The sequence below is a fragment of the Rhizobium sp. 05N49 genome (assembly GCF_056396805.1).
This window is the reverse complement of the sequence record NZ_JBFTME010000032.1, coordinates 19,330-45,626: the sequence shown is the minus strand read 5'-3', so window position 1 is coordinate 45,626 and position 26,297 is coordinate 19,330. Positions and strand designations below refer to the sequence as shown.

The window sequence follows — 26,297 nt, the reverse complement described above, 5'->3', positions numbered from 1 at the left end:
GCCTTCAGGAAGAACGGCGCACGCTGGCAGGAAGCCGTCGTGCCAATCCGCATTCGCCGCCATGCGCTGGACGGCCGCACCCCGCACTCCGATCTCTACCTGTCATCCGGCCATGCGCTGTTTCTGAACGGCGTCCTGATCCGCGTGAAGGATCTCGTCAACGGCACGACCATTGCACCGGTCACTCCGGCCGACGACATGCCGCTCGAATATTATGCCGTACTGCTCGATACGCATGAGGCCATCCTGGCCGAAGGTGCGGCGGCTGAGAGCTTCCATCTCGTGGACAACAACCACGAGGCCTTCTCCAATTTCGCCGAGTTCAAGCGCCTCTATGGCGAAAGGCCCGGCGTGATGACATCCTATGCCCCGGTGCTGGGCGAGGAAGGTGGCTGGAAGCACCTGAAAGCGCTCCTCCTCCTTGGCGTTTCGCCTCTGGTGCCGGTGCGCGATCCATTCGCGGATGCCTGCAGGAAGATCGACGCGCAGGCCAGGGAACTGTCGGCCTGATCCACTGCGGGCTTGCTTGCCGGGCGCATCTCGAAACCGGAGAGCTCAGTCGCTCAGACCGCGCAACGGCCTTGCCAGGCCACATGCATAGAAGAAGAAAAGCTGGGCGTCTATCCTGGCCATTCTGGTCGCCGAGGACGAGTATTACTTCCGAAGACCTAGTCGACTCGCCTCGGAGCGACCGTGATTGGGCGCACCTCAACGCTCGAACGAGCCTGGATCTGCTCGAAGATGCTGAGCAGATAGACAGCGCTGTGCTAGACATCAGTCTCGGTGGGAAGATGAGCTACCGACCTTCTCGCGAAGCGGGGCATACCGTTTCTACTCGCCTCCGGCCACCGTCTCGGCCATGGCAACTTCGCCAAGCTAGAAATGTAACAGACCCTGCGGATGTACGAGCGCTGCGATCACCCGCCTACCTGACCAGTTCCCTCGGTGGCGCCACTTCCAGCCGTTCAGCGTCGCACCGAACCTTACCGCATTCGACATAGCTGAATGGGTCTGTAAACAGCTAGGAAAGCTGGCGACGCAGCGACACCGTTCGGGTGACACATCCCAGGCACTCATTGCAAACATGGCGCAATAGCCTCAGAGGACGCCACGTCCAGCTCCAAGGATTTGCGACTGTTCCATCGCCCCAAATGCCCGCGACCGCGGGTCCGCATGGTTCAAAAACCGGCGGTTATGGCGTGGACAGGACCTTCTGCCGGTCTTCTCTGCTGGCGTCAGGCGTAACACCCGAAGGTCGCGATGCCGGCTTGAGAGAACCGAGCGGAACTTGACGGACGGCGCGAAGTTTCGATGTAAACCCGGAGCTTTCCCATGTCGACCATCGCCTCCCACCACGAGCCGGACCTTGCCAACCGCCTCGATCGTAATATCGAAGCGCTTCTTCAACGACGGCGCGAGGAGGCTCGAAAGGCGTCGGCGCAGGAAAAAGCTGCGGCCACAATCACCCGCTTCGCCGGCTCGATGACCTTCGTTTACATTCACGCCATATTGTTCGGTGGCTGGATCCTGATAAAGGTTGGGGTGCTCCCGTTTCTCCCGGCATTCGACCCTTCTCTCGTCATCCTGGCGATGGTGGCGTCGGTGGAGGCGATCTTCATTTCGACCTTCGTCATGATCAGCCAGAACCGCATGGCCGAGGCCGACGATAAGCGGGCCGATCTGAATTTGCAGATCTCGCTGCTGTCCGAGCACGAGACCACGCAACTTCTCACAATCGTTGCCGCCATCGCCGAAAAGATGGGTCTCAACCTCGAACAGAAGGCGGAGATCGAGGAGCTTCAGGAGGACGTCACGCCAGAGGAAGTTCTCGACACAATGGAGAAGATCTCGAATGACGCGGACATCGGTCTCGACAGCGCGACTTCGAGCACCGAATAGCTATGCTTCAAATAACCGTCCGTGCCGCGGCCGAAGGCGTCATGTCCAGGATGGTCCGGAGCGGCGCTCTAACCGAGCCAGTGGACGATTGCCGCGCAGGACACACCGTGGATTGAATTTCAGCTCGGCTCGTGAACACGAGGTTGTCACCGAGATGACGGACGCCGCCAATCCGCGCCGAGATTGCACTCTTCTCTGTTTCAGCAGACTGAAGGCTTTCGACGTGTGCCCCCGGAGCCGGTGAAACATCGTCAGGTGTGCCGCGGAAAACCGTCAAAAGGACAGCGTTTCTGGCCAACAGATCGAGCCGTAGCATCATCCTCGGCATTCGGCCTGTCGGATCATCGGATGGTGTCAAACCGGCGGTCCGGGCTCGTCGCGTGAAGTCGAATCGATTAAAAAAGTGTCTGCTGGGTGGGAGTAGTCGTTTTAGGTGTTTCCGTTTCTCCTCGCCGCAGAAGCTCCGCCCGGGCGCTGAAGCGAACGTCCGCGTCGCGGTCGCTCAGAAAGGTGGTGAGTGCGTCGATAGTCAGACGGTCCCAGTTTTTCCCACGGTCAGGGCCCGCCGGGACCCGCGGAAGCAGGCCAGGCTGAGAACTCCACAACAGGAGCTCATCCAGAGACGCGGAATTCAACTCGTCACGCAGATGGTGGGCGCTGACATAAGCGTCGGGCATGGCTCGATGGGCGGGAAGGCCGATCTCATGAATCAGACCTTCCGGCGCACGCTGATATCGCAACATCTGGTTGGAAAACCTCGGAAGTTCTGGCCAGACGCGCAGTGCACATTTCCATGTGCAAATCCAGGGCGTGGCCCCTGCCAGTCTGGGTGTGCAGTAGCGCTGCTCGAAAGCGGCACGGTGGGCGGCAAGGGCGACTATCGGGTAAGATGGCCGCAGGATGCTCGGCGCCACCTCTTTCCAGAACGGTGCGCCTGAGACTTCGCAATCCTGAATATGATGGATCGCCATGGTCTCTGCTGAAATGGGGCGGCCAGGATTCACAAGCACCGAGCCGCGCTCTGCCGAGATCTGCCATCGCCCATCCTCGTCCTGAAAAACGTCCTGCCACCCAATCTCGCAGACGTCGGCCGGCCCGTTGCCGGCCGTTTCAAGGTCGATGACGCGAATGCAGGGTGGGGACATTTCGGCTTTCACTGCTGGTGGTTCCCCTCCCGGCTCTTGAATTATAAACCTAGCCCGAGTTGCGGTTGTTCCACGTCGTCGGCATCCTTGTCATTGATGAGCGACGACAGTGTCACGCCGAGAAGCCGAACCGGCCGCTTGAACGGATATACACCCGCAAGCAAGACGTTTGCGGCCCCGAGAATATCATCGACGCCCGCGTAGGGAAGGGGATTTGTTCGGCTCCGGGTCGCCTGGGTAAAGTCGGAATATTTGAGCTTCACCGTCACCGTTTTGCCGCTGAAACCCTTGGCATTGCAGTAAGACCAGACCTTTTCGGCGAGCGGCCGCAGCTCGCTGGTCGCGAGATCGAGATCGCTGATGTCGACAGTGAATGTATCTTCCGCGCCGACCGACTTGCGCATCCGATCTGGCCGGACCTGGCGCGCATCGATGCCCCGCGCAATGCCATAGAAGTACTGGCCGGACTTCCCGAAATGATCTATCAGGAACATCAGGGGCTTTGCCTTCAGATCCGCACCGGTCTCAATGCCGAGCCGTCGCATCTTCTCCGCTGTGGCCGGGCCGACGCCATGGAACTTGTTCACCGCGAGTTGCTCCACGAAAGCCGCACCATTCTTCGGCGTGATGACCGCCTGGCCATTCGGCTTGTTCAAGTCCGAGGCCATCTTCGCAAGAAACTTGTTGTAGGAGATGCCTGCCGAAGCGCTCAGCCCGGTTACCGCTTTGATCCTTGCACGGATCTCCAGCGCAATCTCGGTGGCGACCGGCATGTCTTTGAGATTTTCGGTGACGTCGAGATAGGCTTCGTCGAGCGAGAGGGGTTCGATCACCGGCGTATACTGCGCAAAAATCTCGCGGATCTGCTGCGAAATGGCACGATAGACTTCGAACCGCGGCTTCACGAAAATCAGGCTCGGGCACTTCCGTGCCGCCGTGACCGACGCCATTGCAGAGCGAACCCCAAATTCGCGCGCCTCGTAGCTTGCTGCTGCGACGACGCCGCGGGCGGCCGCTCCGCCAACAGCCACGGGTTTGCCGCGAAGCTCCGGATTATCGCGCTGCTCGACCGATGCGTAAAAGGCATCCATATCCACATGGATGATTTTCCTCATAGGCAAGGCAGTTGCGTCCATTGGTCAGTAAGCCGGTCCGTTAAAACAAAAGCAGAACATAGCAGCTTCCGACGCCGCGTCCAGGTGAAAGTCACATCTGGCGAATCTACAAGCGGTCCCTCTCCTCCGGGGGCTAGGAAGCAAAAGCGAAGATTGAGAGAAAACAATGGCGACACGAACCTAATCACAGAGCCATCTTCGACCGCGGGAGCTTCCCGTCACTCGGGAGACGTCTTCCATTGCCTATGCCGTGATACCCGTCGCCGTCTGACGGTCTGTTTCCGCCGATCGACGCCGCGATCGTTCCAGGCTTAAACATTCCTTTCATCACACCGGATGTCTATTGGGCCTTTGCATAAAAGAAATCTCGTGAAACGTTTGTGCACGTTCCTCGGGCGAATTGACGGGCTCAGTGCAGACGCTCGGCAGGTTCGCCGAAGTCAAAGCCCAGTAAGGTCAGGACAAACAACATGCGCAATACGCGGGGCAGCCATGACTTGCAGCGCACGTGGCGCGTCGCCACATGACTGCGACCGTCGACAGACCTTCACATCAGCTGCGCCGCGATCCTCGCCCGCGCCGGAGAACAACATGCACGGAATATCGAAGACCTTGAATGCAATGACGCTTCTCGAACGCACCAACCTGCTCGAGACAGTGGCGGACGCGCTTGAAGCATCTGCCGACGAAGCCAAGGTTGAAGGAGACGCGCGGTTTGTCGAAAATTCTTTGTCCGTGATGAACACCATTCGCGGGATGTGTTGCGATCTCGGATCGCGCGACCTCGAGGTTGCCGAACTGCTGCTCGAGCAGGGAATTATGATGGTATACCAGTTCTCAAATCGGAAGCCTGAAAAAGTAGCGCTACACTGAGGCCTGTGCCGTCGTTGAGCCCAGGGACGGCGTCATCGTCATTTGCCATATGCCTGAAATCAAGGTGAGCTCTCTTCACTGTAACGAGGCCAGCTTTCTCCAGGTTAGACTCGCCCAGCCGTTCACTCAGCCTGACGCAATTCTCGAGATTGCCTGCTGCACAGGTGCGGATGCACCGGTCGACGTCTCACGACTTTGTACCCACCGGCGGAACCTGCTTCCTCCGTCTTGGTTAGACCAGGGATGAATTTCGAACGACCAGCAATCGGTTGAGCAAATGACGCCCCAACGCTTTCGTCACCTGGGTTGAAAAGGTGGAGCGCACCCCCGAAGAGATCGCCATACGGCGGGCCAGGCGCGCAGAACGTCGGCAGAAACAGCGCGACGCCAATGTCACGCGGGCTGCTAAGATGCACCTCGCCCGTCTTGCCGGAGATCCGTCCCCGATAGCAACCAATGGCGATGTTACGGGCCGCATCCATGTTGGTTGTTCCGGATGGTACTACTGGCACTGGAAAGGGTCTTTCTATCCGACCGATACGCCGTCGAGCGAGTTGTTTTCGATCTACCAGGCCAACTTCAAGACAGTGGAACTCAATGCCCCGTTTTATTCCTGGCCAACGGTTGGCGCGGTCAAGACCTGGATACGACAGGCGCTTCCCGGTTTCGTCTACACGGTCAAGGTGTGTGAGCTCATCACCCATGTCCAGCGTTTTCAGCAGACACAAATTCTCATCGATGACTTCGGCTATATTGCCGACCTGCTTGGACCGAGGATGGGATGTTTCCTGTTTCAGCTGCCGCCGAGCATACGATACTCGCCGGAAATGTTGCACTCGATCTTGTCGCAGCTCGATCACCGACGTCGAAACGTCATCGAATTCCGTCACAAAAGCTGGTGGAACCCGGAGGTTTATGCTGCGTTCAAAGCGGCTGGGACGATTTTTTGCGCCTGCAGTGGACCTCGGTTGCCAGACGAACTCGTGTGCACCGGCGATGACGTCTACGTCCGTTTCCACGGGATCGAAAAATGGTATCGCCACGACTACAGCGACGCCGAGCTGGAGCTGTGGGCAGAGCGCATAGGCCAAAGTGGCGCCAAGACCATATGGGTCTATTTCAACAACGACCGCGACGGTAACTCAATCAAGAACGCTAAGCGCCTGGCTGAGATGCTGAAGCCTCAGCGCTAAGGCGAATGAGGCGCTGCGACCAGGGGCTTCAGCTGCTGGAGCCTGGGAGGTCGAACCAGAGGCGAACCGAGCCCACGCAAGGCCTCACAGAACGTCCTGCTTCAATCGGGTGGGCGTGCTCTGCTCCCGTTGAGGCAAGAACTGAGGAAGACATGACGATAGTCATCCACCGACTACGGCACAGTTTCCGGGCAAGATCGCAAGAAACCATTGATCCCGCGACCTGAGATCGATCGCTGCGGCCAGGCGTGGCCCCTGGTACGTGGCCTGGAGCAATCGCCCGATCGTTAAATTCTTAGCGAGTTCGCTAACGCCACGTTATATGCCGCATGAAAGGGTGCCGGCCGGAGGTGGCAATGGTCGCACTGGTTTCCTGTATTGCCCAACAGCACAATTTTCCGCTTCTGTCTGTCGCCGTATGTGTCTGCGTCGCAGGAAACTTGGCCGCGGTCTTCATGCTGTCTCGTGCTCGCCAGTGTGTTCGAGTCCACCGGAACCTGTGGCTCATTGTGGCAGGTTTCGTGCTCGGCGGGACGATATGGGCGACGCATTTTCTCGCCATGCTGGCCTACAACATCCCTGTCTCCTATCAGCTGTTTGCGACCGGCACATCTATTTTGGTCGCGGTCGCGATCTCGTGCCTCGGGTCTTTTGCGACTGTCGGCATGCCTCGCCGTCGAGGCGCAGTTACAAGTGGCTGCTTCCTTGGCCTCGCGATCGGGGCAATGCACACGATCGGCTTGAGTGCTATCTGGAACTCGGCCTACGTCGAAACCAGAGCTGACACCGTCATTGCAGCATGGTTGCTTGGCCTCCTGTTTACGGTCGCGGCAATGTTCGTCAGTTGCTGCGAGCTGACGAGGATCAGATTGGTGTTCACGGCATTGCTTCTCGTGGCCGCCGTCTTGAGCCACCATCTGATTTCAATGAGCGGCCTGCGAATTGTGCCCCTCTACCCGGGCCCTGAAAACGGGTTGACGTTTATCAACCGTATCGGCATTGCCGCTGCCGTATGCGTGGTATCAAGCCTGCTGATCTCGGCAGGTGTTGCCGCACTCTTCTTCGACCGGTACCTGACCGACGTGAAGGGCCTTGCGAACGCGACCTTCGAAGCCATTGTGCTGACGCGCGCGGGCGTCATCGTCCACGCCAACGAGCAGTTTGTTTCGATGGTCGGTAAGTCGCCCGCCGAACTGAAAGCGCGTCGGCTCGAAGATTTTCTGCGTCAAAGCGGAGCAACACAGGGATCTGTAGATTCGCCGAGCGGCCAGATCCCGGTCGAAGTGGTTGAAGGTGTCATTGAATATCGCGGCCGCGAAACCATCGTGTATGGGCTGCGTGACATCAGCGAGCGACTTGAGGCGCACCAGCGTCTTGATCACCTCGCCTCACATGATCCTCTGACAAGCCTTCTTAACCGGCGCGCGTTCAACGCTCGGTCGGACGAAATGATCCGCCAGTCTCATGTTTCGGGATCAGCGACGAGTTTGTTGATCCTCGATCTCGACCGCTTCAAGACGATCAACGATGTTCATGGCCATCTTGATGGCGATCAGGTGCTCCAGCAGGTCGCCGACGTACTGAGGTCATCTTTCGACCAAACGGCGCTGATTGGGAGGATCGGTGGTGACGAATTTTCGGTGCTGCTTCCAGCCTCCGATATCGTTCGGGCGCAGGATGTCGCAGCTGAATTTGCGTCTCGCTTCAGATCGACATTTACATCTCACACGAAGGCTGCGGCGCTAGGCGTTAGTGTAGGAATAGCAGCCTTCCCAACACATGGCGACAGCCTCAGGCAATTGCAGAACAACGCGGACGCGGCTCTCTATCGCGCGAAAGCGGCGGGGAGGGGACAGATTTGCTTGTTTGACCGGGTCCTCGACCAACAAATGCGCGAGCGGCGACGGCTGGAGGAGGAACTGCGCCGGGCCGTCAAAGCACAGGAGTTTTTCCTGCTCTACCAGCCGATCGTCGATGCCCAGTCCGGATTGCCCCAAGGCTATGAGGCACTCCTGCGCTGGCACCATCCGACTTACGGCGTTCTCTCGCCGGCAGTCTTCATAGACGCAGCGGAAGAAAGCGGCAGCATCGTCGAGATCGGTGAATGGGTCCTTCGCGAGGCGTGCCATCAAGCTGCGGGTTGGAATGAGAACCTGTTCCTGGCGGTCAACATCTCGCCGCGACAGCTCCTTTCGCCCAACTTGCTCGATCATGTAAATGCCGCGCTCAAGGCTAGCGGCCTTTCCGCATCAAGGCTCGAACTGGAGGTTACGGAGACGTCACTCCTCGAAGATCGCATCGAAGTGGCGCAATCGCTTCAGGCGCTCAAGGCACAGGGTATAAAGCTCGCCATGGATGACTACGGCAGCGGTTTTTCGTCGATGACCAATCTCAGGCGCTATCCTTTCGACAAGCTCAAGATTGACCGCAGCTATGTCTCGGCTCTCGATCACGACCCAGGCGCCGGCGTCATCCTTGATTGCGCACTGGCACTCGGTCGGGGCCTTGGATTGAAGATCGTCGTTGAAGGCATTGAGACGGAAGAGCAACGGGCGCTGATTTCAACGAAAGGCCCCGACCTGGTGCAGGGTTTCCTCTTCGGTCGGCCGGGAGCATATGACGGCCGATCAGTCGGGCGACGACACCCAAGATCATCTCGAACTCTGCCCAGTTGAGGCGACGTCGGTTTCGAGCTGCATTGACTTGCTATCGAGTGGTACTGCCGTCGAGAACCGCAAGGCGCGCAAACTGCCAGCCGCAAGCGGTGTCTATTTGTAAGGGCGCGCTGTCGGGTTGTGCATTCGTTGCGCACCGTGGTTCTCACGCTTTCCGGAACAAAAATCGCCCGTGAGGCATAATCGTTGGATGCGCGCTCGGCGCTTCATGAAGGAGGACGATCATGCCTGCAAAGAAGACTATTACGAAACCGCTGGTGGCCGAAGGAGCGAGGATTGGCGAACCTGTGCCGCGTGCCATTGTAGACACGAACACGGCGTCAGTCGGTATTCCCCCGCAGCCCGAGTTCAATGCCGAAAACGAGATCGGCGTCCTTCGGAAACAATTGGAAGCGCTTCGCCAGCAAGTGGCCGACGCCTCCGTCGCGGTAAAAGGTGGGGCTCGTCAGGCGGTTCGGCAGACGGAAGCAACGGTAAAGCTTTACCCGCTATCCACCCTCGGGGCAGTTGCCACGGCCGCAGCAGTTGTTGCTCTCGCGATCGTCGGATTTCGGACGGCGCCAAGGCGGACGCGCTACGACCGAAGCCTCGAGGATTTGCGGGATTTGTACGACAGCGTGCGCGGTCGCTTCTAGCCAAATTTCGGGATTGCCGCCGAGCATGTTTCCCCTCGAGCTTGCCAGGGGGCCGGTAAAGGGGGGAAACATGCTGAACATCACAATCAATGCCGCTCTGGGCATTGTCGACGACGGATCGCCTGATCGCACGCGCTCGCCGCGAGGCCCCGAACGATCCGACCGTCGAGACCCAACTCGATGTTCTACGAGATGCCCGATCTCCTTGAGGAACGACCGTGAACGCTCTTCGAAAAGCGTGCGAAGACCGGCCGGAGCTTGCTCGTGGGCTGATCCACGCGACGCTCCAGTAGTCGTCCGGCGTAGGCGGTTTCCTCGCCATCGATGCCGAGCGCGCCGATGAACTTATTGACGACCCATTTTCTCGACAAGCCCGATACCGATGAGTTTCGGGGCCACCGCACCGACGTCTTTTCACGCTCCCTTTCCAGCCGTCAGCTCGCTCTGCCGATCAATGACGCATTCTTACGGCAAGTTGACGGTGGCCGCGCAGCCGGCTTGAGCCTGACATCCGTCGCGCTGCTGCGTTGTCTGGTAACTCCCTTGTCCTCCTCGGGAACATCAAACGTCGCTCGCGCGTTCCTGCGGTCCCGACCCACTGCCCTGCGAGCTTTAATGACCAAAACAAACCGCAAGCCCGCCAACGATACGACACCACTCGTTCACGGTGGGGCAACATTGCCTTCAGTGGTTATCGATGACTACAACAACGAGGCGCGGGACCGGAAAGGTTTCATCGGTGACGGCGCAAACAAGAAGTCTTTTCGCGACAAGGTAGACCAGCAGAGAAAGCTCTTGCGAGAGCTCGCGCGCGACCCCTTTGGAAAGGTCGCGACTAAGGAGTTGAAGAAGAAGGATATCGACGCGCTGCTTTGCGGCGAGGATGCAGAGGCCGCAGCCATGATATTCGGTGCGGTAGAGGAGTTTTCTCGGGACTTTGCCGCCGTAATAAAAAAGTTCTTGAACGAAAAGTCATGGAAGAAAACCGAACGAATTGCTGTTGGCGGCGGTTTCCGTCAGCGAAGGGTTGGCGAACTTGTCATCGCGCGCACGATGATGCTCCTGCGCGGTGATGGTGTCGAGATCGAACTCGTTCCGATTGCGCATCATCCAGACGATGCCGGCCTGATCGGTTCGGTGCACCTGATGCCCGAATGGATGCTGAAGGGCCATGATGCAATACTCGCCGTTGACATTGGCGGAACCAACGTCAGGGCAGGAGTGGTTCGGTTCGGCAAGGATAAGAGAAGCACAAGCAAAGATGCCGCCGTGGCGGCGTCGCTCATCTGGAAGCACGCGGAGGAAAACCCGAGCCGGACTGCCACCGTCGCGAAGCTATCGGAAATGCTTGAAGAACTAGTGACCAAAGCGGCAGAGGCGGAGCTCAACCTTGCGCCACTGATCGGGATCGGCTGCCCGGGAGTGATCGAAGCCGATGGTGCCATCGTCCGGGGAGGTCAGAACCTGCCAGGCGGAAACTGGGAGAGCGATCATTTCAACCTGCCTGCCGCTCTCGTCAAAAGCATTCCTAAGATAAACGAGGGGGAAACGTTCGTTATGATGCACAATGACGGCGTCGTTCAGGGGCTTTCGCAGATTCCGCTGATGACCGATGTGTCAAGCTGGGCAATCCTGACGATCGGAACCGGGCTTGGGAACGCGCATTTCACCAATCGTTCTCAGAATTAAATCGTACAAACAGCGCAGGCCCGTCTCACACGCTCGTTGCGTGGTCGTGCCGGCGAGACGTCGCACGTGTTCAAGATCGACCGATGCCGGTGGTTGTCCGCGGACAGCATATGGTATCGATCCGTTTGTCCGGCAAACAATGGTCTTCGCCCATTGCCCGTCGGCACGTTCGCCGTTTGATCTTATCGGGACGGCCGGTTGCAAGCCCTCTTCGTATTGTAGGTTTGCAGTCGCCGCCGGTACGTCAGCTGCCTGCGGAACCGGCGGTAATCCAGCTGAGGCCGGTCAGCGTTGAGCCAATCTACCCCGCCAGGATTTGCCGAAGGTGGAGGCGCGATGGCAGGATGGTCATTGGCGCCATGATAGCCGCTGCGAACAGCATGCTCTGTTCCTTATGCTCCGGCCACGCTCACGCAGACGCGGTATATGGCCAAGCCACCTCTTGAAGCGGCAACACCGTTTCACAATATCATCCTGAGGAGACAATCAGTGGCATTGGAAGGAGGAAGAACATGCCGCTCAACGATGTTCAATGGACCCGGCCGGTGACGATCCGATTGCAATGCGGTTTGGAAAAGACTTTCGCCGGCATTTACGACGCCCTCGACTTTCTCGAAAACGAATGGCCGTTGCGGCACGGAGAGCGCCATCACCGGGCCGTGAAGACCTGCCGCGCCGCACTGAACGGGGTGGTGCCCGCTTTCGTCGCACGGGAGGCATTCATGGCCGCTTGTCTCGAGGCTGGAATGCCGGCTGTTATGGCGCATTGGAAACCGAAGCCGAACCGCGCCGCGCGGAGAGTTGCAACTTGATGGTCTCAGAAGGTTGGCCGGCCTCCTCTGGAGACGGCCATCCTTGGCGTCACAAAGAAGCCGGCGTCGGTGGTCGTGAACTGTTCGATGTGAAGACTGCTCAACCGCGTTGGAGTTCGTCCCCGCAGACGAAAGGGGCACTGCTGACATCGCGGTCGTCTTGTAATCCGCCGCGCCACGCCTTATCTACGGCATCTCGCTGACAACATTGCATTTTGCCACCCCGGACGTCCCACTGGACGCCGGTCGGGAGCGTTTTGATCGCTCGACTGGTCTCGGCTGCGTTGGCTTTCAAAGGAATCGAATGAACAAGATACCCACTACCGCCGCCCCGGCGGCTTCAACGCCCCACGGAGCTACCCCTCGCGCTGATAAGCCAGCCAACAATCAGAAGCCATATCCCTGCCTGCTCACCCGCGCCGAACTGAAGGCGATCATCGCCAAGCAACTCGGCTGAGCGCTGAGGTTGCCCGCAGATCGAAAGGCGCAATACGGAAGAACTGCGTAGCGTTAGGGTATCGACCGAACGACTTGAAGATTGTCGTAGGATCATGGAGCTGCGCCTTCAGGACCGGATCGGCCGCTCGATAGCCTCCAGTCTTTCTGCCGAGGAACGGCCGATCACATTCCAGCGAACGGGGGGTGGAGAAATTCACGGCAATCTTCATAACCCCAAGCGTCCATTAGAGGAGAAGCGACGATGGCCGACTTTGCACAGCTAGACCTGTTCGCGGTCTTCGCACCCGCATTACCGGATGGATTTCGCTATCAGCCAGATGTCGTTCCGGCGGACGTGCAGTCAGATCTACTTCGCGAAATCGGGCTATTGCCGCTGAAGCCCTTCGAATTTCACGGTTTCGAGGGCAAGCGAAGAGCCACCTCCTATGGCTGGAAATACGACTTCGACACCGACGAGGTAAGCCGCGTCACCGAAATCCCACCTTTTCTCCTTCCGGTGCGCAAGCGTGCGGCAACATTTGCCGGCATCGATCCCGAGAGGCTGCAGCAGGCCCTTGTTACCGAATATGCCCAAGGAGCTCCGATCGGGTGGCATAAGGACAAGAAGGTTTTCGGCAGGGTTGTCGGCGTCTCACTGCTATCGAGCTGCACGTTCAGGCTGAGGCGTCGCGTCGGCAATAAGTGGGAACGCGCTTCGGTGAGGGTCGAGCCTGGTTCTGCCTACCTCCTTTCCGGTCCTGCACGCAGCGAATGGGAGCACTCCATCCCGCCCGTGGAACAAATGCGCTATTCCATCACCTTCCGTGAAATCGGCTGAGCCGCCATTTTTCAAGCCGCGCATCGGCTGGACTGCGATCCAGCATTTGCAAGCACTGAGGAGCGTGCTTCCTGGCTTCTTCGTTTCCGCTGTTGAGGCGATAATCATGGCGAGGTGCGGCGCCGGCCAGAGGGCAAAATGAGGGGTCTCTTCGCTCTCGGTGTCGTAGACCAGCTACCGGCGGTTTTGCCAAGCCGGACAAATTTGATCAAGAGGCCAGTAGGGCTGCTTCGATCATCGCAGCCGAGTTCCTTCGGAGTGTCGCGAGAAGACATCTCATCCGTACTGCATCTTTTTGCAGCAACCGACGTTCATGATCGGCGGACGTCATCGATCATGGAGTCTTCATTGGAGATGGTCTTTCAGAATTTTGAGGAGCTAGCCCTGCCTGAACGTCAGGCCATGCTCGAGCGGCTCGCGGTCACTCTTGAGCGCAACGCCAGATGGGCCGCAGACGAGGGAGATGATGCCCTTGAGATGGTGATGGCATCCGTGGGAAAGGCGTTGCTTTTGGTCGCCAACGACTTGGCGGCGAACGATCTTGGGCTTGCCCAGGACGTCGTCCTGCGTGCGATCAGCCTCATTGCAACCTTTCATTCAATTCACCCGGAATATCCCGTAGGGCCGGCGCTCCACTGATGAAGCGTTAACGGCGCATTGAGCCGCGGCCTTCCGCTCGTCGATAGAGACCGGTTGCAGTGCCCTACCTGAGAAAGGTCGAGACTTCCAATTGATCCCTGCATTGGTTGGTATGGGAGAACGACGACCGGCGTGCCGGTCGACGACAAAAACCGCCTCATCCATATGATGGACGATTGGATCAGGCCCGATTGACGATGACGAAGACCTTCGAGGGCTCGGTTTCCCTACGGTCGGCAAAGCTTCCCGGACGATGTCTGAACAGGGGTACGGCCAGTAGGGGATGCTGGCTTGGGGAGCGCTTGTCCAACCCTTTGGGGTGCTCGCTCCTCCGGGTCCTGGAACGGAATTGCTCCAGTCGTCGTTCCCAACGCTTCCGCGCGTAGCCCGCCATGGCAATTTCTGCCTGGAGCCCTAGATTCAGGACCACTTTCGCGGAGGGCACATGGTGGGAAAACAGAACAATCCGGTCGAACTTGACGAGACGGCTGCGCACATTCGTCCGGATGGTGATCCGACGGCGATGGCGAGCACTGATGCACGCGCGCTCCTGGACGTCCTTCTGGTCATGAAAAGAGGCGACTTCTCTGTCAGGATGCGCTCTGACTTGACCGGAGTGACCGGCAAAATTGCCGATACGCTCAACGATATTATCGCCGCAAATCAAAAAATGGCGGCACAACTCGAGAATGTCGGTCAGGTCGTCGGGCGGGACGGCCGCACCAGCACGCGCGTCCGATTTGGCTTGTCCGACGGGGCATGGGCCGACATGGAAAGCTCGATCAACACCCTGATCGACGATCTCCTGTGGCCGACGACGGCCGTTACCCGCACGATTACCGCGGTTGCGAAAGGCGACCTCCTCCAGACCGTGCCTCTTGATGTGGACGGTCGGCCCCTGCAGGGGGAGTTTCTTCGCTCCGCTGATATCGTCAATACGATGATCAAGCAGCTCGGCGTATTCACCTCGGAGGTAACCCGCGTTGCGCGCGAGGTCGGCACGGACGGCAAGCTCGGCGGGCAGGCGCAGGTGCCAGAAGTCACGGGTGTCTGGAAGGACCTTACCGAAAGCGTCAATTCGATGGCTTCGAATCTGACGGCGCAGGTGCGAAACATTGCCGACGTCACGATAGCGGTTGCCAACGGCGACCTTTCAAAGAAGATCACCGTCGATGTGCGGGGTGAGATCCTGCAGCTGAAAGAAGCAATCAATACGATGGTGGACCAGCTTCGCGCCTTCGCCTCAGAAGTCACGCGCGTGGCGCGCGAAGTCGGCACCGAGGGCAAACTCGGCGGACAGGCACTGGTACCCGGCGTCGCTGGCACGTGGAAGGATCTGACGGACTCTGTCAACGCCATGTGCGGCAACCTGACGGCACAGGTGCGCAATATCGCTCAGGTCACGACGGCCGTTGCGCGGGGCGACCTGTCGCGCAAGATCACCGTGGATGTCTCCGGCGAAATCCTGGAGCTGAAGGAGACCATCAACACCATGGTCGACCAGTTGAACGGGTTTGCCGGCGAGGTGACGCGCGTCGCCCGCGAGGTGGGCACCGAAGGCCGCCTTGGCGGGCAAGCGCAGGTGCCAGGTGTCGCAGGAACATGGAAGGATCTGACCGACAACGTCAACTCGATGGCCTCCAACCTGACCGCTCAGGTACGCAACATCGCGGACGTCTCGACCGCAATCGCCAACGGCGACCTGTCTAAGAAGATCACCGTCACGGTTTCTGGAGAAATCCTGGAGCTGAAGGAGACCATCAATACTATGGTCGACCAGTTGAACGGATTTGCAGGAGAAGTGACGCGCGTCGCCCGCGAGGTGGGCACCGAAGGCCGCCTGGGCGGGCAGGCGCAGGTGCCAGGTGTCGCGGGGACTTGGAAGGACCTGACCGACAATGTCAATTCGATGGCGGGCAACCTTACCGCTCAGGTACGCAACATCGCAGAGGTCTCGACCGCGATTGCCAGCGGCGATCTGTCGAAGAAAATCACCGTCGACGTGAAGGGCGAGATCCTGGAGCTGAAGGAAACGATCAATACGATGGTCGACCAGCTCAACGCCTTTGCTTCAGAGGTTACACGCGTCGCCCGTGAGGTCGGCACCGAAGGGCAGTTGGGCGGTCAGGCAAACGTGCGCGGCGTTGCCGGGACCTGGAAGGACTTGACCGATTCCGTCAATTCCATGGCCTCCAACCTCACGGGGCAGGTTCGCAACATCGCGGAAGTTGCGACCGCCGTCGCCCAGGGCGACCTGTCGAAAAAGATCACGGTGACCGTTTCTGGCGAAATCCTTGAGCTGAAGGAAACGATCAACACGATGGTCGACCAGCTCAATGGCTTTGCGGGCGAGGTAACGCGTGTCGCGCGCGAAGTCGGCACGGAAGGGCGCCTGGGCGGGCAAGCAAACGTTCGTGGCGTGGCCGGCACCTGGAAGGATCTGACCGACAATGTCAATTCGATGGCTGGTAATCTGACGGCACAGGTGCGCAATATCGCCGAGGTTTCGACGGCGATCGCCAATGGCGACCTGTCTAAGAAAATCACCGTTTCGGTTTCGGGAGAAATCCTCGAGCTGAAGGAAACCCTGAACACGATGGTCGATCAGCTCAACAGGTTTGCCTCCGAAGTGACGCGCGTTGCCCGTGAGGTCGGTACCGAAGGCAAGCTAGGCGGGCAGGCGCAGGTGCCGGGCGTCGCCGGCACCTGGAAGGACCTGACGGAGAACGTCAACTCGATGGCGTCGAACCTTACCGGCCAGGTGCGCAACATCGCCGAAGTGACGACGGCGGTTGCGCGTGGCGACCTTTCGCGAAAAATTACAGTCGACGTGAAGGGTGAGATCCTGGAGCTTAAGAACACCATCAACACGATGGTGGACCAGCTCAATGCCTTCGCCGGCGAGGTCACGCGCGTGGCTCGCGAAGTGGGAACGGAAGGCAAGCTCGGCGGACAGGCGCAGGTCTCCGGCGTGGCGGGTACCTGGAAGGACCTGACCGACAGTGTCAACTCCATGGCTGGCAACCTGACGGCCCAGGTGCGCAACATCGCCGAAGTGGCGACAGCGATCGCCAATGGCGACCTCAGCCGCAAGATCACCGTCGACGTGCGCGGCGAAATCCTGCTCCTGAAGGACACACTGAACACGATGGTGGACCAGCTGCGCTCGTTTGCGGGCGAAGTGACGCGTGTCGCGCGTGAAGTGGGCACCGACGGGCGTCTCGGAGGCCAGGCTGTTGTTCCAGGCGTTGCCGGCACCTGGAAGGACTTGACCGACAACGTCAACCTTCTTGCGGCCAACCTGACGACCCAGGTTCGCAATATCGCCGAAGTGACGACGGCGGTGGCGCGCGGGGATCTGTCGCGAAAGATCACCGTCGATGTGAAAGGTGAAATCCTCGAACTCAAGAACACCATCAACACGATGGTCGATCAGCTCAACGCCTTTGCCGGTGAAGTGACGCGTGTTGCGCGCGAAGTGGGAACCGATGGCAAGCTCGGTGGACAGGCGCAGGTGCCGGGCGTTGCGGGCACGTGGAAGGATCTGACCGACACTGTCAACGTCATGGCCGCCAATCTGACCGAGCAGGTGCGAGGCATCGTCAAGGTGGTAACGGCTGTCGCGAATGGCGACCTGAAGCAGAACCTCACAGTCGCCTCCAAGGGCGAGGTGGCCGCCCTCGCCGAGACGATCAACAACATGACCAACACGCTCGCCACTTTTGCCGATCAGGTCACCAGCGTGGCCCGCGAAGTGGGCGTCGAGGGCCGGTTGGGTGGCCAGGCAAATGTTCCAGGAACAGCCGGTACATGGAAGGATCTGACAGGCAACGTCAACCTGCTTGCCGCCAACCTCACCACCCAGGTGCGCGCAATCGCCGAGGTCGCAACCGCGGTTACCAAAGGCGACCTGACCCGCTCGATCCAGGTCGAGGCACGCGGCGAGGTGGCGGAGCTGAAGGACAATATCAACACGATGATCGATAACTTGCGCCTGACGACCGAGCGCAATACCGAGCAGGACTGGCTGAAGACAAATCTGGCGCGCTTCACCAACATGCTGCAGGGTCAGCGCGATCTGACGCTTGTCGGCAAAATGCTCTTGTCGGAACTGGCGCCTCTGGTCGGTGCTCACCAGGGCGTGATCTACCAGGTCGATGACGGCCCCCAGCCGATACTGTCGCTCCTGTCGGTCTACGCGCAGGGCACGGAGACGTCTCACCCGACCAGGCTCGAATTCGGGCAGGGCCTTGTCGGCCAGTGCGCCAGCGACGCCCGGCGTATCCTGATCACCGATCTTCCGAGCAATGTCGTTCCGATCAGTTCCGGCGTCTTCTCGGCACTTCCGAGAAGCGCAATCGTCCTTCCCGTGCATTTCGAGGGGCAGGTCAAGGCGGTCATTGAGCTCGCATCGGCCGGTAATTTCACCGAATTGCAGCTCTCTTTCCTCGACCAGCTCACCACGTCGATCGGCATCGTCCTCAACTCGATTGCAGCGACGATGCAGACGGAAGGCTTGCTCAAGCAGTCGCAGCAGCTCGCCGCCGAGCTTCAGACCCAGCAGGGCGAGCTTCAGCAGACCAACGAGCAGCTCGAACAGAAGGCCCAGCAGCTTGCGGAGCGAAATGTCGAGGTCGAGGCCAAAAATCAGGAAATCGAACAGGCCCGTCGCGCACTTGAGGAAAAGGCGACCGAACTCGCGCTGACGTCGAAATACAAGTCGGAATTTCTGGCAAACATGTCGCACGAATTGCGTACGCCGCTCAATTCCATCCTCATCCTGGGACAGCAGCTCGGGGAAAACCCGGAAGGTAATCTTTCCGGAAAGCAGGTGGAGTTTGCAAAGACGATCCACGGCGCAGGCACGGACCTCCTCAACCTCATCAGTGACATCCTTGACCTTTCCAAGATCGAGTCCGGAACCGTATCGGTCGACGCCGAGGAAATTTTTATCAACAACCTTCTGGACGTTATCGCCCGGCCTTTCCGCCACGAGGCGGACAATCGTGGTCTCGCCTTTGCGGTCGAAGTCGGCACGGATGCGCCCAGAAGCATCCTCACGGACGCCAAGCGGCTCCAGCAGATCCTGAAGAACCTGCTTTCGAATGCCTTCAAGTTTACTGGGCAGGGCGGCGTTACGCTGCGCGTTTCGGCGGTGGCGAGCGGCTGGTCTTCCGACCATCCTTCGCTCAAACACGCCCCGTCCGTCCTCGCCTTCGAGGTTGTTGATACCGGCATCGGCATCCCGCCGGAAAAACAGCGCATAATTTTCGAGGCTTTCCAACAGGCTGACGCCTCGACCAGCCGCAAATATGGCGGCACAGGGCTTGGCCTTGCCATCAGCCGTGAGCTTGCAAATCTGCTCGGCGGCGAGATCCAGCTTCGCAGCAGCCCCGGAGTGGGTAGCACTTTCGCACTTTACCTTCCATTGACTTACGTTGGTGCGGGCGCCGTGGCGCCGAAGGTTGTTACCGAAGCCAGCAATGTTGTTCAGCTTTCGGAGGCCATCGCCGGACGGCGGCCAGACAAGCCCGGCGAGCAGGTGGAAGACGACCGCGAGAATATTACGACCGCCGATACGGTGCTTCTCGTCGTGGAGGATGACGCCCATTATGCGCGGGTTCTGCTCGACCTCGCCCGTGACAGCGGCTTTAAGGTTCTCGTGGCGATGCGCGGCAGCGAGGCTCTGGCGCTCGCGCAGGAATACAAGCCGTCGGCGATCTCCCTCGACATCTACCTCCCAGACATGCTGGGATGGACGGTCTTGAGCCAGCTCAAGCAGAATGCGTTGACGCGGCACATTCCGGTGCAGATCATCAGCCTCGACGAAGACCGCCAACACGGACTGACGCGTGGGGCCTTTGCTTTCATGAGCAAGCCGACGACGCCTGATGGCCTCGGCAAGGCGCTTTCACGCCTGAAGGCCTACGCCGAACCGAGACGCAAGCGTCTTCTCCTGGTAGAGGACAACGAGGCGGAGCGGATGAGCGTTTCCGCGCTCCTTGGCCATGACGATATCGATATAGCGAGCGTTGGCTCGGGATCGGAAGCGCTTGCGGCACTCAGAAGAGATCCTGCCGATTGCGTCGTGCTAGATCTTTCGCTCCCCGATATGTCCGGTTTCGACGTGCTGGAACGGATGCGTGACGACGCTGAGATCGGTGAAGTGCCTGTCGTTGTGTTCACGGGCCGCGAACTTTCGCCCGAAGAAGACGCCAAGCTTCACAGCATGGCCCGTAGCGTCGTGGTCAAGGGCGTCGAGTCACCTGAACGCTTGCTCGATGAAACGGCGCTTTTCCTGCATCGTGTCGTTGCCGACTTGCCCGCCGCCAAGCAGGCGATGTTGGAGGAGCTGCACAGTTCGGATGAAGACCTTGTTGGCGAGACGGTTTTGCTCGTCGACGATGATGCACGTAACATCTTCGCGCTCAGCAGCGTTCTGGAGCGCCGCGGCATGAAGGTCCTGACGGCCACCACCGGCACTGAGGCGATCGAGGTGATCAACAACGAGCCTAAAGTGGCGATCGTCTTGATGGATATCATGATGCCGGGCATGGACGGTTACGAGACGATGCAGGTCATCCGCTCCGATCCGAATTTCCGTCGCCTGCCGATTGTGGCACTGACGGCGAAGGCGATGAAGGGCGATCGAGAGAAATGTCTCGAAGCTGGGGCTTCGGATTATCTGGCAAAGCCGGTCAACACCGAGCAGCTCCTGTCGGCGCTGCGCATGTGGCTGCATCGCTGAGGAGCCGGCCGTGAATCCCGTCAATATCCTTCTTGTTGATGACCAGCCCGCGAAACTTCTCAGCTACGAGGTGATCCTCCAGGAACTTGGAGAAAACCTCATCAAGGCCCAGTCAGGGCGCGAGGCCCTAGAACATCTTCTGCGTAACGAAATAGCCGTCATTCTGGTCGATGTCTGCATGCCTGAACAGGACGGCTTCGAACTCGTCAACATGATCAGGGAACATCCACGCTATCAGAACACGGCAATCATTTTCGTCTCGGCGATCATGATGGCTGAGCCGGACCGCCTGCGCGGATATGAGGCCGGAGCGGTCGATTATGTATCGGTGCCGATTGTTCCTGACGTTCTTCGGGCCAAGGTGAGGGTCTTCACCGAGCTCTATCGAAAGACGAGGGAGCTTGAGCTGCTGAATGCGGAACTCGAAAACCGGGTTCGGGAGCGCACGGCCGAGCTGGAATCCTCCTCGAGGGCGCTGCGCCTGCTCAATGAAGAACTCGAACAGCGCATTGATCAGAGGACGCGCGAGCGGGAGGAGGCCCTCGCCCAGCTGTTCGAAGCGCAAAAGCTCGACACGATCGGTCAGCTGACCGGGGGCGTCGCGCACGATTTTAATAATTTGCTCATGGCAATCATGGGAAGCCTGAACCTTCTGAAGAAGCGCCTACCACCCGACGATAAGAGTGATCGTCTCATGGCGAATGCCTTGCAAGCGGCGGAAAGAGGAGCGGCGCTGACGCAACGTCTTCTGGCTTTCGCGCGACGGCAGGAGCTCAAGCCGCAGGCCGTCGATTTCCGGGAACTGTTCGAGAATGTTGAGGATCTTCTTAAAAAGGCGATCGGTCCAGGCCTCGACATAAGGAGCGAGATCCAACCGGACCTGCCGCGTGTGCTCGTTGACGGCAATCAACTCGAACTCGCTCTGCTCAATTTGTCGGTCAATGCGCGCGATGCGATGGGTGAGGGCGGCACGATCCTGGTGTCTGCGCAAGAAAATCATTCGGTTCGTCCTGTCGCGCTCAAACCCGGCCGCTACGTGAAACTCGAGATCACCGACCACGGCGAAGGCATGGACGAGGCCGTTGCCGCTCGTGCCACGGAGCCGTTCTTTACCACGAAGGGTCCTGGAAAAGGCACCGGGCTCGGTCTGTCCATGGTTCATGGTCTTGCGGCCCAGTCCGGCGGGATGCTCGAACTGTCGAGCATCAAAGGGACAGGGACTACCGTGTCGCTCTGGTTACCGGTGGCACAAGTCTATGATACAGCAGGCGTGACGAAGGCCGAGACGATTGAAACCGCCGTAGCGGTGAGCCACGCCTTGAGGATCCTTGTCGTGGACGATGATCCCCTCGTGCGGCTGGGCACCATGGCGATGCTGGAAGATCTGGGACATATTGCGCTAGAGGCATCGTCTGCTCAAGTCGCGCTGGAAATTCTCTCGGCCGGTCAAATCTGCGATATCGTGGTCACCGATCATGCAATGCCTGGGATGACGGGAGCCGAACTTGCCCGGTCCATATCGACCCAATACAAAAGCATGCCCGTGATTCTGGCTTCGGGCTATGCCGAGCTTCCGGACGATCCGGCCGTCCTGAACCTGTTGAGAATGACAAAGCCCTTCACGCAGGAACAGCTTCAGACGGCTATACAGCATGTGGCAGCCAACCGGGTGACGGCCGCTTGAAGATCGCGATCAACGTGTCGCCTTTTGTGCGCCGTGATTCGCTTACGGCGGGGTAGGGCTTAAAAAATCATCGCCTGGCGCCGAAACCGGGGGGGCTGGCCTTGCTTGCAGCGCTAGTTCCAGAGATTCGGTTGTATTGTCGGATCTTCGAGCAGGGCAAGTTTCAGCGGCGCCTCGAGCTTTCGACTGGCTGACGATGGAGCCGGATATTGATACGATCAACGGCACGCAAAGCTCGCTTCTGCGCAAAGGGCACCACAACATCACCCGCTATATCGCTCGCTCGCATGATGGCTGATCTCGAGGGCATTGGTTGCTAGCCAGCAAAGCCCCGGCGGACGGCACCGGAGCTATGAAATCGCTAGGTTGGTAGGCCAGCGCGCCTAAGTCCTTCGCGCAGTCGCGAAACATCGCGCTCTTCGCTGAGATAGGAGACGTCCACCAGCCAGTTGACGTAGTCGGCCCCGCTTGGCGCCTTGTTCCCTCGCCACCGCGCGCCGACGGCATTGAGGAAGATTGCGGCGCATCTTTCGGCATCCGCGATCCGATCGAGATGTCCATAGGATGCAGCGCGCCAGGCCATGTCCCGCGGCTCTCGGTCCGGCGTCGCGAATGTTCTCTGTTCGAGCAGAAGCGATGCTTCACCGTACCTGCCTGAAAGGAAGAGCAGGCGAGCTTTGTAATAATTATACCAGCTGGGATAGAGCGGGTTCAGCCGACAGGCCATCTCGGCGCCAGCAAGACCTCTGGGCGACGTCTTCGCGACGTCAGCTCATTATTGTCGATGACGCGTTGCGCTACCATCGCAACGATGGCCTGGGCTATTTCTTCCTGAGTGGCGAAAATATCGTCGATGGACCGATCGTAGCGATTGGCCCAGAGATGCATTCCGCCGACCGTTTCGACGAGCTGTACCGTAATCCGCACCCGGCTTGCGGCGCGCCTGACGCTACCCTCGACAATGTAACCTGCACCAAGAGTGCGCCCGATCTCGCGCAAATCCGTCGTGCGCCCGCGAAGCGCAAACGATGAGGTTCTGGCGATCACCGTCAGTTCAGTGAAACGAGCCAGTTCGGTAATGATGTCTGCGGTTATGCCATCGCTGAAATAGACTTGTTCCGGATCGTCCGACATGTTCTCGAAGGGCAGTACGGCGATTGCTGGCCCGATCGAGGTCGAAGCCGCTAAGGAGACAAAAGTCGATCCGCTAAGCGGCACATGATAGGCTTTGATTGGCCGCGAGATGTTCTTGAGGTGCTGCTCTCCCGCATAGTTTATCTTCGTGTCGATCTTTCCGGCGAGATGGTCATAGGCTGTGCCTGAGATCAGTATGTCACCGGGCGGGCAGATTTGCTCCAGCCGTGCCGCCACATTCACGCCATCCCCGAGCAGATCGTCACCATCGACAACGACGTCACCAACATTAATGCCGATCCGAAAGACGATCTTACTGGCGGTATCGGACCGATCATGCTGTCGCGCGATCGCATTCTGCATCTGGACAGCGCAGGAAACTGCCTCAACGACCGAGGCAAATTCAGCAATCAAGCCGTCGCCCATCAACTTGACGATGCGTCCTGCGTGTGCAGCGATCTGTGGCTGGAGCAATGCGGTCTGCAAAGTGGACAAGGCCGAAAGCGTCCTGCCTTCGTCCTTCTCAACAAGCCGTGAATAGCCGACCACATCGGCGACCAGGATGGCTGCCAGCCTTCGCTGCAAAGCGTGCTCCTCCTTCCTCAAAACATGCCGAGAACCGCTTCAGAGTCTCCAGCGTATTATCCGATCAAATCCGAAGACGAGGAAACAAAAAAAGAGCCGGGATCCTCGATTCTACGCTCGCCGGGCCTGCAGCATCACATTGCACATGCGCAGGTGTTGGAAACCATTGGGTTCATTGATCGTGCGACCTCATAAAAGTCACAAGATATTTGCGGACGGACAGTCTTCGGCAGCAATGTCAAACGCGCAAGTCAATAACCATTTGAGGGTCGCGGGGACCAACACAAGTCCATCTCATGTACATCCACAGAACGTACGGTGGCGGACGGGATTTAACCCATGCGTGGAGGTTGGACGGAATATTTATCCGGCACTTGCCTAAAAGCCAACACTGGTGCCGTGGCAAAAGCAGCGAGCGAATGAAGGTGCTGGAGCTCCAATGGCCTGCGGTCCTATGTTTCCGCTGCCGACACAGCCTTGTTTATTATGGTCGCTTCGGTTAGCCAGGCTGCCCAACGGCGAGTGACGACATGACGCTTATGAGATCGGCAAGGCCGCACTCGTCAACATGCGCACAGTCGATTAAAGATGAGCGTCCCTGTCGCTTAATTGTGGCGCAGCGCAGATGGGCTGGGTCTTTGAGCAGCGAGCGTCAATCAATGGCTTCGACAGGGTCGGGGGGCCAGTCAATGCGACCTGCCGTTGGTTCGGGAAGGATCGGCCTCGTCCGGTTCTGCCGAAACCTCCCTGATCAAACCCAATAGCGCCTTCTTTACGGCAGCACTTTTGACGGCACTGAGTTCGCCGCTTAGGGGAGGGGCTCGGCGAGATCTTCTTAGAGCGTCATTTCGGATCGTCGGCTCGGCTCCATGAAAGAAGTCGTCCATTGGCACCGAGAGCGCCTGTGCCAATTCGAACAGGACGCTTGCACTCACGCGGTTTGTGCCCTTTTCGTACTTCTGGACTTGTTGGAACGTGATATCGAGGACTTCGGCGATCGACGACTGGCTCAACCCTCTCGCTTTTCTTATGCGGGCAAGATTTTCACCAATTATGAGATCGATGGCGCTTTTACCTGTTCGTGCCAATGTTCCTCTCCGTGTGATTGAAGACTATGCCAAAACATGTGCGATGCGTTCGACGTGGTGCTCTGGAGCCGCGTCGTCCTGCTCGGAGGCTGCGATCTCAGTAGCCGTCAATCCTGTTGCGATTGCTAGGTCTTCAATCGTGTATCCCTTGGCGATCCGCTTTGCACGACGGGTTTCCGAAGGGCTGGTTGCCTCTGATAAATTTTCGTGGTCCATGTGTCTACTCCGGGTTCGAGCTCACTAGGAATGTCCGACCGCAGGCTGTGTTCCGCAGCTACCGGAAGGTTCGTCGTCTTCAGAGAGCCGCAGTCTTCTCAACCGTTCAGTCTTCTCTTTGCGAAGACGACGCTCTTCTTCTGCGGCCTCGGTCGCGATCTTGTTCGTATGTTCGAAAGCTGACGCGCGTTGCTGCACGGTCAGGGTTTTTCTGAGCCTGCTCACCATGGCAATCATCCTTGAAGGTTACCCCTTATATGGGCGGATTGCCTTGCCGCTTCAACGCCTTGAGCGTCCCTGTCCGCTAGCGTACTGCTTTTCCCAATGATGCCGAACCCCTCCAAAAACGTCAGCATCACGGCAAAATAATGAGCTTGCCTAGCGACGTCGTGAAGCCCTCGCGGGATCGCTGGCGCGGAAAACTGCTGCCTCCTTCTTGAGCGCAGGACAACTACGAAATCTGTGAAGACGGCGACGCATGCGACTGGAACCTTGTGTTTGCTCGGGTGTCCGGCCTCAAACGCAAGAAATGCTGAATGTTCGTCGAAACTCCCATCACAGGCGCGGCTGTCTATCTCCTGTCGATTTCATTCGCCCAATATCGCGTTCCTGCTGCGGTTTGGGGAGGGCCCGACTGGGGGAGCCGCTTGGAGCACCTATCCGGGGAAGCGACGGCGGCACGGCAGGGCGAGCAAACGGGGACGCAGGGCGGAGATTCGCGCCCCGCCTTGCTGCGACGGCCAAGCGTCGCGCAGCCGACCAAAACGAAAACTGCATCTCGGTGGGCAGGCGAACCCCGGGTCCGTGAGCACGTCTAATGCCACGGCCGGCAATCCGGCTGCCCGCAATTGGAGTGGTTCCCTAAAGCGCCGGCTGCTTTCCTTTTTTGAC

General features: G+C 58.8%; 19 protein-coding genes. 12 read left to right on the top strand and 7 right to left on the bottom strand.

Annotation, left to right across the window (positions count from 1 at the left end):
* Both AC1DF8_RS33940 and AC1DF8_RS33935 read left to right on the top strand, forming a co-directional pair.
* A partial coding sequence (locus tag AC1DF8_RS33940; RefSeq protein WP_478157120.1) for a Hint domain-containing protein occupies positions 1-510 on the top strand: 510 nt, incomplete at its 5' end.
* A gap of 822 nt (positions 511-1,332) precedes the next feature.
* A complete protein-coding gene (locus AC1DF8_RS33935; protein WP_478157118.1) occupies positions 1,333-1,899 on the top strand; it encodes a DUF1003 domain-containing protein in 567 nt (188 codons plus the stop codon).
* A 395-nt stretch (positions 1,900-2,294) separates the two neighbouring features.
* Here AC1DF8_RS33935 and AC1DF8_RS33930 read toward each other — a convergent pair whose 3' ends face one another.
* Together AC1DF8_RS33930 and dinB are read right to left on the bottom strand one after the other, a co-directional pair.
* Positions 2,295-3,056 (bottom strand): DNA polymerase III subunit epsilon, encoded by a 762-nt coding sequence (locus AC1DF8_RS33930; protein WP_312866609.1) that lies wholly within the window; start codon positions 3,054-3,056, stop codon positions 2,295-2,297.
* A 29-nt stretch (positions 3,057-3,085) separates the two neighbouring features.
* The gene (dinB, locus tag AC1DF8_RS33925; protein ID WP_478157123.1) at positions 3,086-4,159 is read right to left on the bottom strand and encodes a DNA polymerase IV; all 1,074 of its coding nucleotides are present in this window, start codon (positions 4,157-4,159) and stop codon (positions 3,086-3,088) included.
* A 591-nt stretch (positions 4,160-4,750) separates the two neighbouring features.
* Here dinB and AC1DF8_RS33920 point away from each other — a divergent pair.
* From AC1DF8_RS33920 to AC1DF8_RS33875, 10 genes are all read left to right on the top strand, one after another.
* A complete protein-coding gene (locus tag AC1DF8_RS33920) occupies positions 4,751-5,032 on the top strand; it encodes a hypothetical protein (protein WP_113208589.1) in 282 nt (93 codons plus the stop codon).
* Between the two features lie 314 nt (positions 5,033-5,346).
* The gene (locus tag AC1DF8_RS33915) at positions 5,347-6,225 is read left to right on the top strand and encodes a DUF72 domain-containing protein (RefSeq protein ID WP_478157115.1); all 879 of its coding nucleotides are present in this window, start codon (positions 5,347-5,349) and stop codon (positions 6,223-6,225) included.
* 356 nt (positions 6,226-6,581) lie between these two features.
* Positions 6,582-8,900 carry a bifunctional diguanylate cyclase/phosphodiesterase gene (locus AC1DF8_RS33910; RefSeq protein WP_183882166.1) on the top strand — a complete coding sequence of 773 codons (2,319 nt, stop codon included), beginning with the start codon at positions 6,582-6,584 and terminating at the stop codon, positions 8,898-8,900.
* Between the two features lie 224 nt (positions 8,901-9,124).
* Positions 9,125-9,535: a hypothetical protein gene (locus tag AC1DF8_RS33905; RefSeq protein WP_113208587.1), complete on the top strand. Its 411-nt coding sequence runs from the start codon at positions 9,125-9,127 to the stop codon at positions 9,533-9,535.
* 615 nt (positions 9,536-10,150) lie between these two features.
* Positions 10,151-11,224, top strand: coding sequence for an ROK family protein (locus AC1DF8_RS33900; RefSeq protein ID WP_113208585.1), 1,074 nt, complete (start codon positions 10,151-10,153; stop codon positions 11,222-11,224).
* Between the two features lie 512 nt (positions 11,225-11,736).
* Positions 11,737-12,036, top strand: a complete 300-nt coding sequence (locus AC1DF8_RS33895) for a DUF982 domain-containing protein (RefSeq protein WP_112543206.1) — start codon at positions 11,737-11,739, stop codon at positions 12,034-12,036.
* A gap of 700 nt (positions 12,037-12,736) precedes the next feature.
* Complete coding sequence (locus tag AC1DF8_RS33890; protein WP_113208584.1) at positions 12,737-13,312, top strand: alpha-ketoglutarate-dependent dioxygenase AlkB family protein; 576 nt, start codon at positions 12,737-12,739, stop codon at positions 13,310-13,312.
* 354 nt (positions 13,313-13,666) lie between these two features.
* A complete protein-coding gene (locus AC1DF8_RS33885) occupies positions 13,667-13,951 on the top strand; it encodes a hypothetical protein (RefSeq protein WP_113208592.1) in 285 nt (94 codons plus the stop codon).
* Between the two features lie 445 nt (positions 13,952-14,396).
* Positions 14,397-20,699 (top strand): HAMP domain-containing protein, encoded by a 6,303-nt coding sequence (locus tag AC1DF8_RS33880; protein ID WP_113208583.1) that lies wholly within the window; start codon positions 14,397-14,399, stop codon positions 20,697-20,699.
* 10 nt (positions 20,700-20,709) lie between these two features.
* Positions 20,710-22,383 (top strand): response regulator, encoded by a 1,674-nt coding sequence (locus AC1DF8_RS33875; RefSeq protein ID WP_113208582.1) that lies wholly within the window; start codon positions 20,710-20,712, stop codon positions 22,381-22,383.
* Positions 22,384-22,744: 361 nt separating this feature from the next.
* Here the strand turns inward: AC1DF8_RS33875 and AC1DF8_RS33870 are convergent, their stop codons facing one another.
* The 5 genes from AC1DF8_RS33870 to AC1DF8_RS33850 form a co-directional block, all read right to left on the bottom strand.
* Positions 22,745-22,966: a hypothetical protein gene (locus AC1DF8_RS33870; RefSeq protein WP_478157111.1), complete on the bottom strand. Its 222-nt coding sequence runs from the start codon at positions 22,964-22,966 to the stop codon at positions 22,745-22,747.
* Positions 22,967-23,094: 128 nt separating this feature from the next.
* Positions 23,095-24,102: an adenylate/guanylate cyclase domain-containing protein gene (locus AC1DF8_RS33865; protein WP_478157109.1), complete on the bottom strand. Its 1,008-nt coding sequence runs from the start codon at positions 24,100-24,102 to the stop codon at positions 23,095-23,097.
* 686 nt (positions 24,103-24,788) lie between these two features.
* Entirely contained in the window at positions 24,789-25,190 is a 402-nt protein-coding gene (locus AC1DF8_RS33860) for a helix-turn-helix domain-containing protein (protein ID WP_162735873.1), read from the bottom strand.
* Positions 25,191-25,214: 24 nt separating this feature from the next.
* Positions 25,215-25,406 (bottom strand): helix-turn-helix domain-containing protein, encoded by a 192-nt coding sequence (locus AC1DF8_RS33855; RefSeq protein WP_113208580.1) that lies wholly within the window; start codon positions 25,404-25,406, stop codon positions 25,215-25,217.
* A 24-nt stretch (positions 25,407-25,430) separates the two neighbouring features.
* Positions 25,431-25,634 carry a hypothetical protein gene (locus AC1DF8_RS33850; RefSeq protein ID WP_113208579.1) on the bottom strand — a complete coding sequence of 68 codons (204 nt, stop codon included), beginning with the start codon at positions 25,632-25,634 and terminating at the stop codon, positions 25,431-25,433.
* Positions 25,635-26,297 lie beyond the last annotated feature (663 nt).

Coding starts and splice junctions, on each gene's coding strand:
- AC1DF8_RS33935 (WP_478157118.1), top strand. CDS start 1,333: ATGTCGACCATCGCCTCCCACCACGAGCCGGACCTTGCCAACCGCCTC.
- dinB (WP_478157123.1), bottom strand. CDS start 4,159: ATGAGGAAAATCATCCATGTGGATATGGATGCCTTTTACGCATCGGTC.
- AC1DF8_RS33920 (WP_113208589.1), top strand. CDS start 4,751: ATGCACGGAATATCGAAGACCTTGAATGCAATGACGCTTCTCGAACGC.
- AC1DF8_RS33910 (WP_183882166.1), top strand. CDS start 6,582: ATGGTCGCACTGGTTTCCTGTATTGCCCAACAGCACAATTTTCCGCTT.
- AC1DF8_RS33905 (WP_113208587.1), top strand. CDS start 9,125: ATGCCTGCAAAGAAGACTATTACGAAACCGCTGGTGGCCGAAGGAGCG.
- AC1DF8_RS33900 (WP_113208585.1), top strand. CDS start 10,151: ATGACCAAAACAAACCGCAAGCCCGCCAACGATACGACACCACTCGTT.
- AC1DF8_RS33895 (WP_112543206.1), top strand. CDS start 11,737: ATGCCGCTCAACGATGTTCAATGGACCCGGCCGGTGACGATCCGATTG.
- AC1DF8_RS33890 (WP_113208584.1), top strand. CDS start 12,737: ATGGCCGACTTTGCACAGCTAGACCTGTTCGCGGTCTTCGCACCCGCA.
- AC1DF8_RS33885 (WP_113208592.1), top strand. CDS start 13,667: ATGGTCTTTCAGAATTTTGAGGAGCTAGCCCTGCCTGAACGTCAGGCC.
- AC1DF8_RS33880 (WP_113208583.1), top strand. CDS start 14,397: ATGGTGGGAAAACAGAACAATCCGGTCGAACTTGACGAGACGGCTGCG.
- AC1DF8_RS33870 (WP_478157111.1), bottom strand. CDS start 22,966: ATGGCCTGGCGCGCTGCATCCTATGGACATCTCGATCGGATCGCGGAT.
- AC1DF8_RS33855 (WP_113208580.1), bottom strand. CDS start 25,406: ATGGACCACGAAAATTTATCAGAGGCAACCAGCCCTTCGGAAACCCGT.
- AC1DF8_RS33850 (WP_113208579.1), bottom strand. CDS start 25,634: ATGGTGAGCAGGCTCAGAAAAACCCTGACCGTGCAGCAACGCGCGTCA.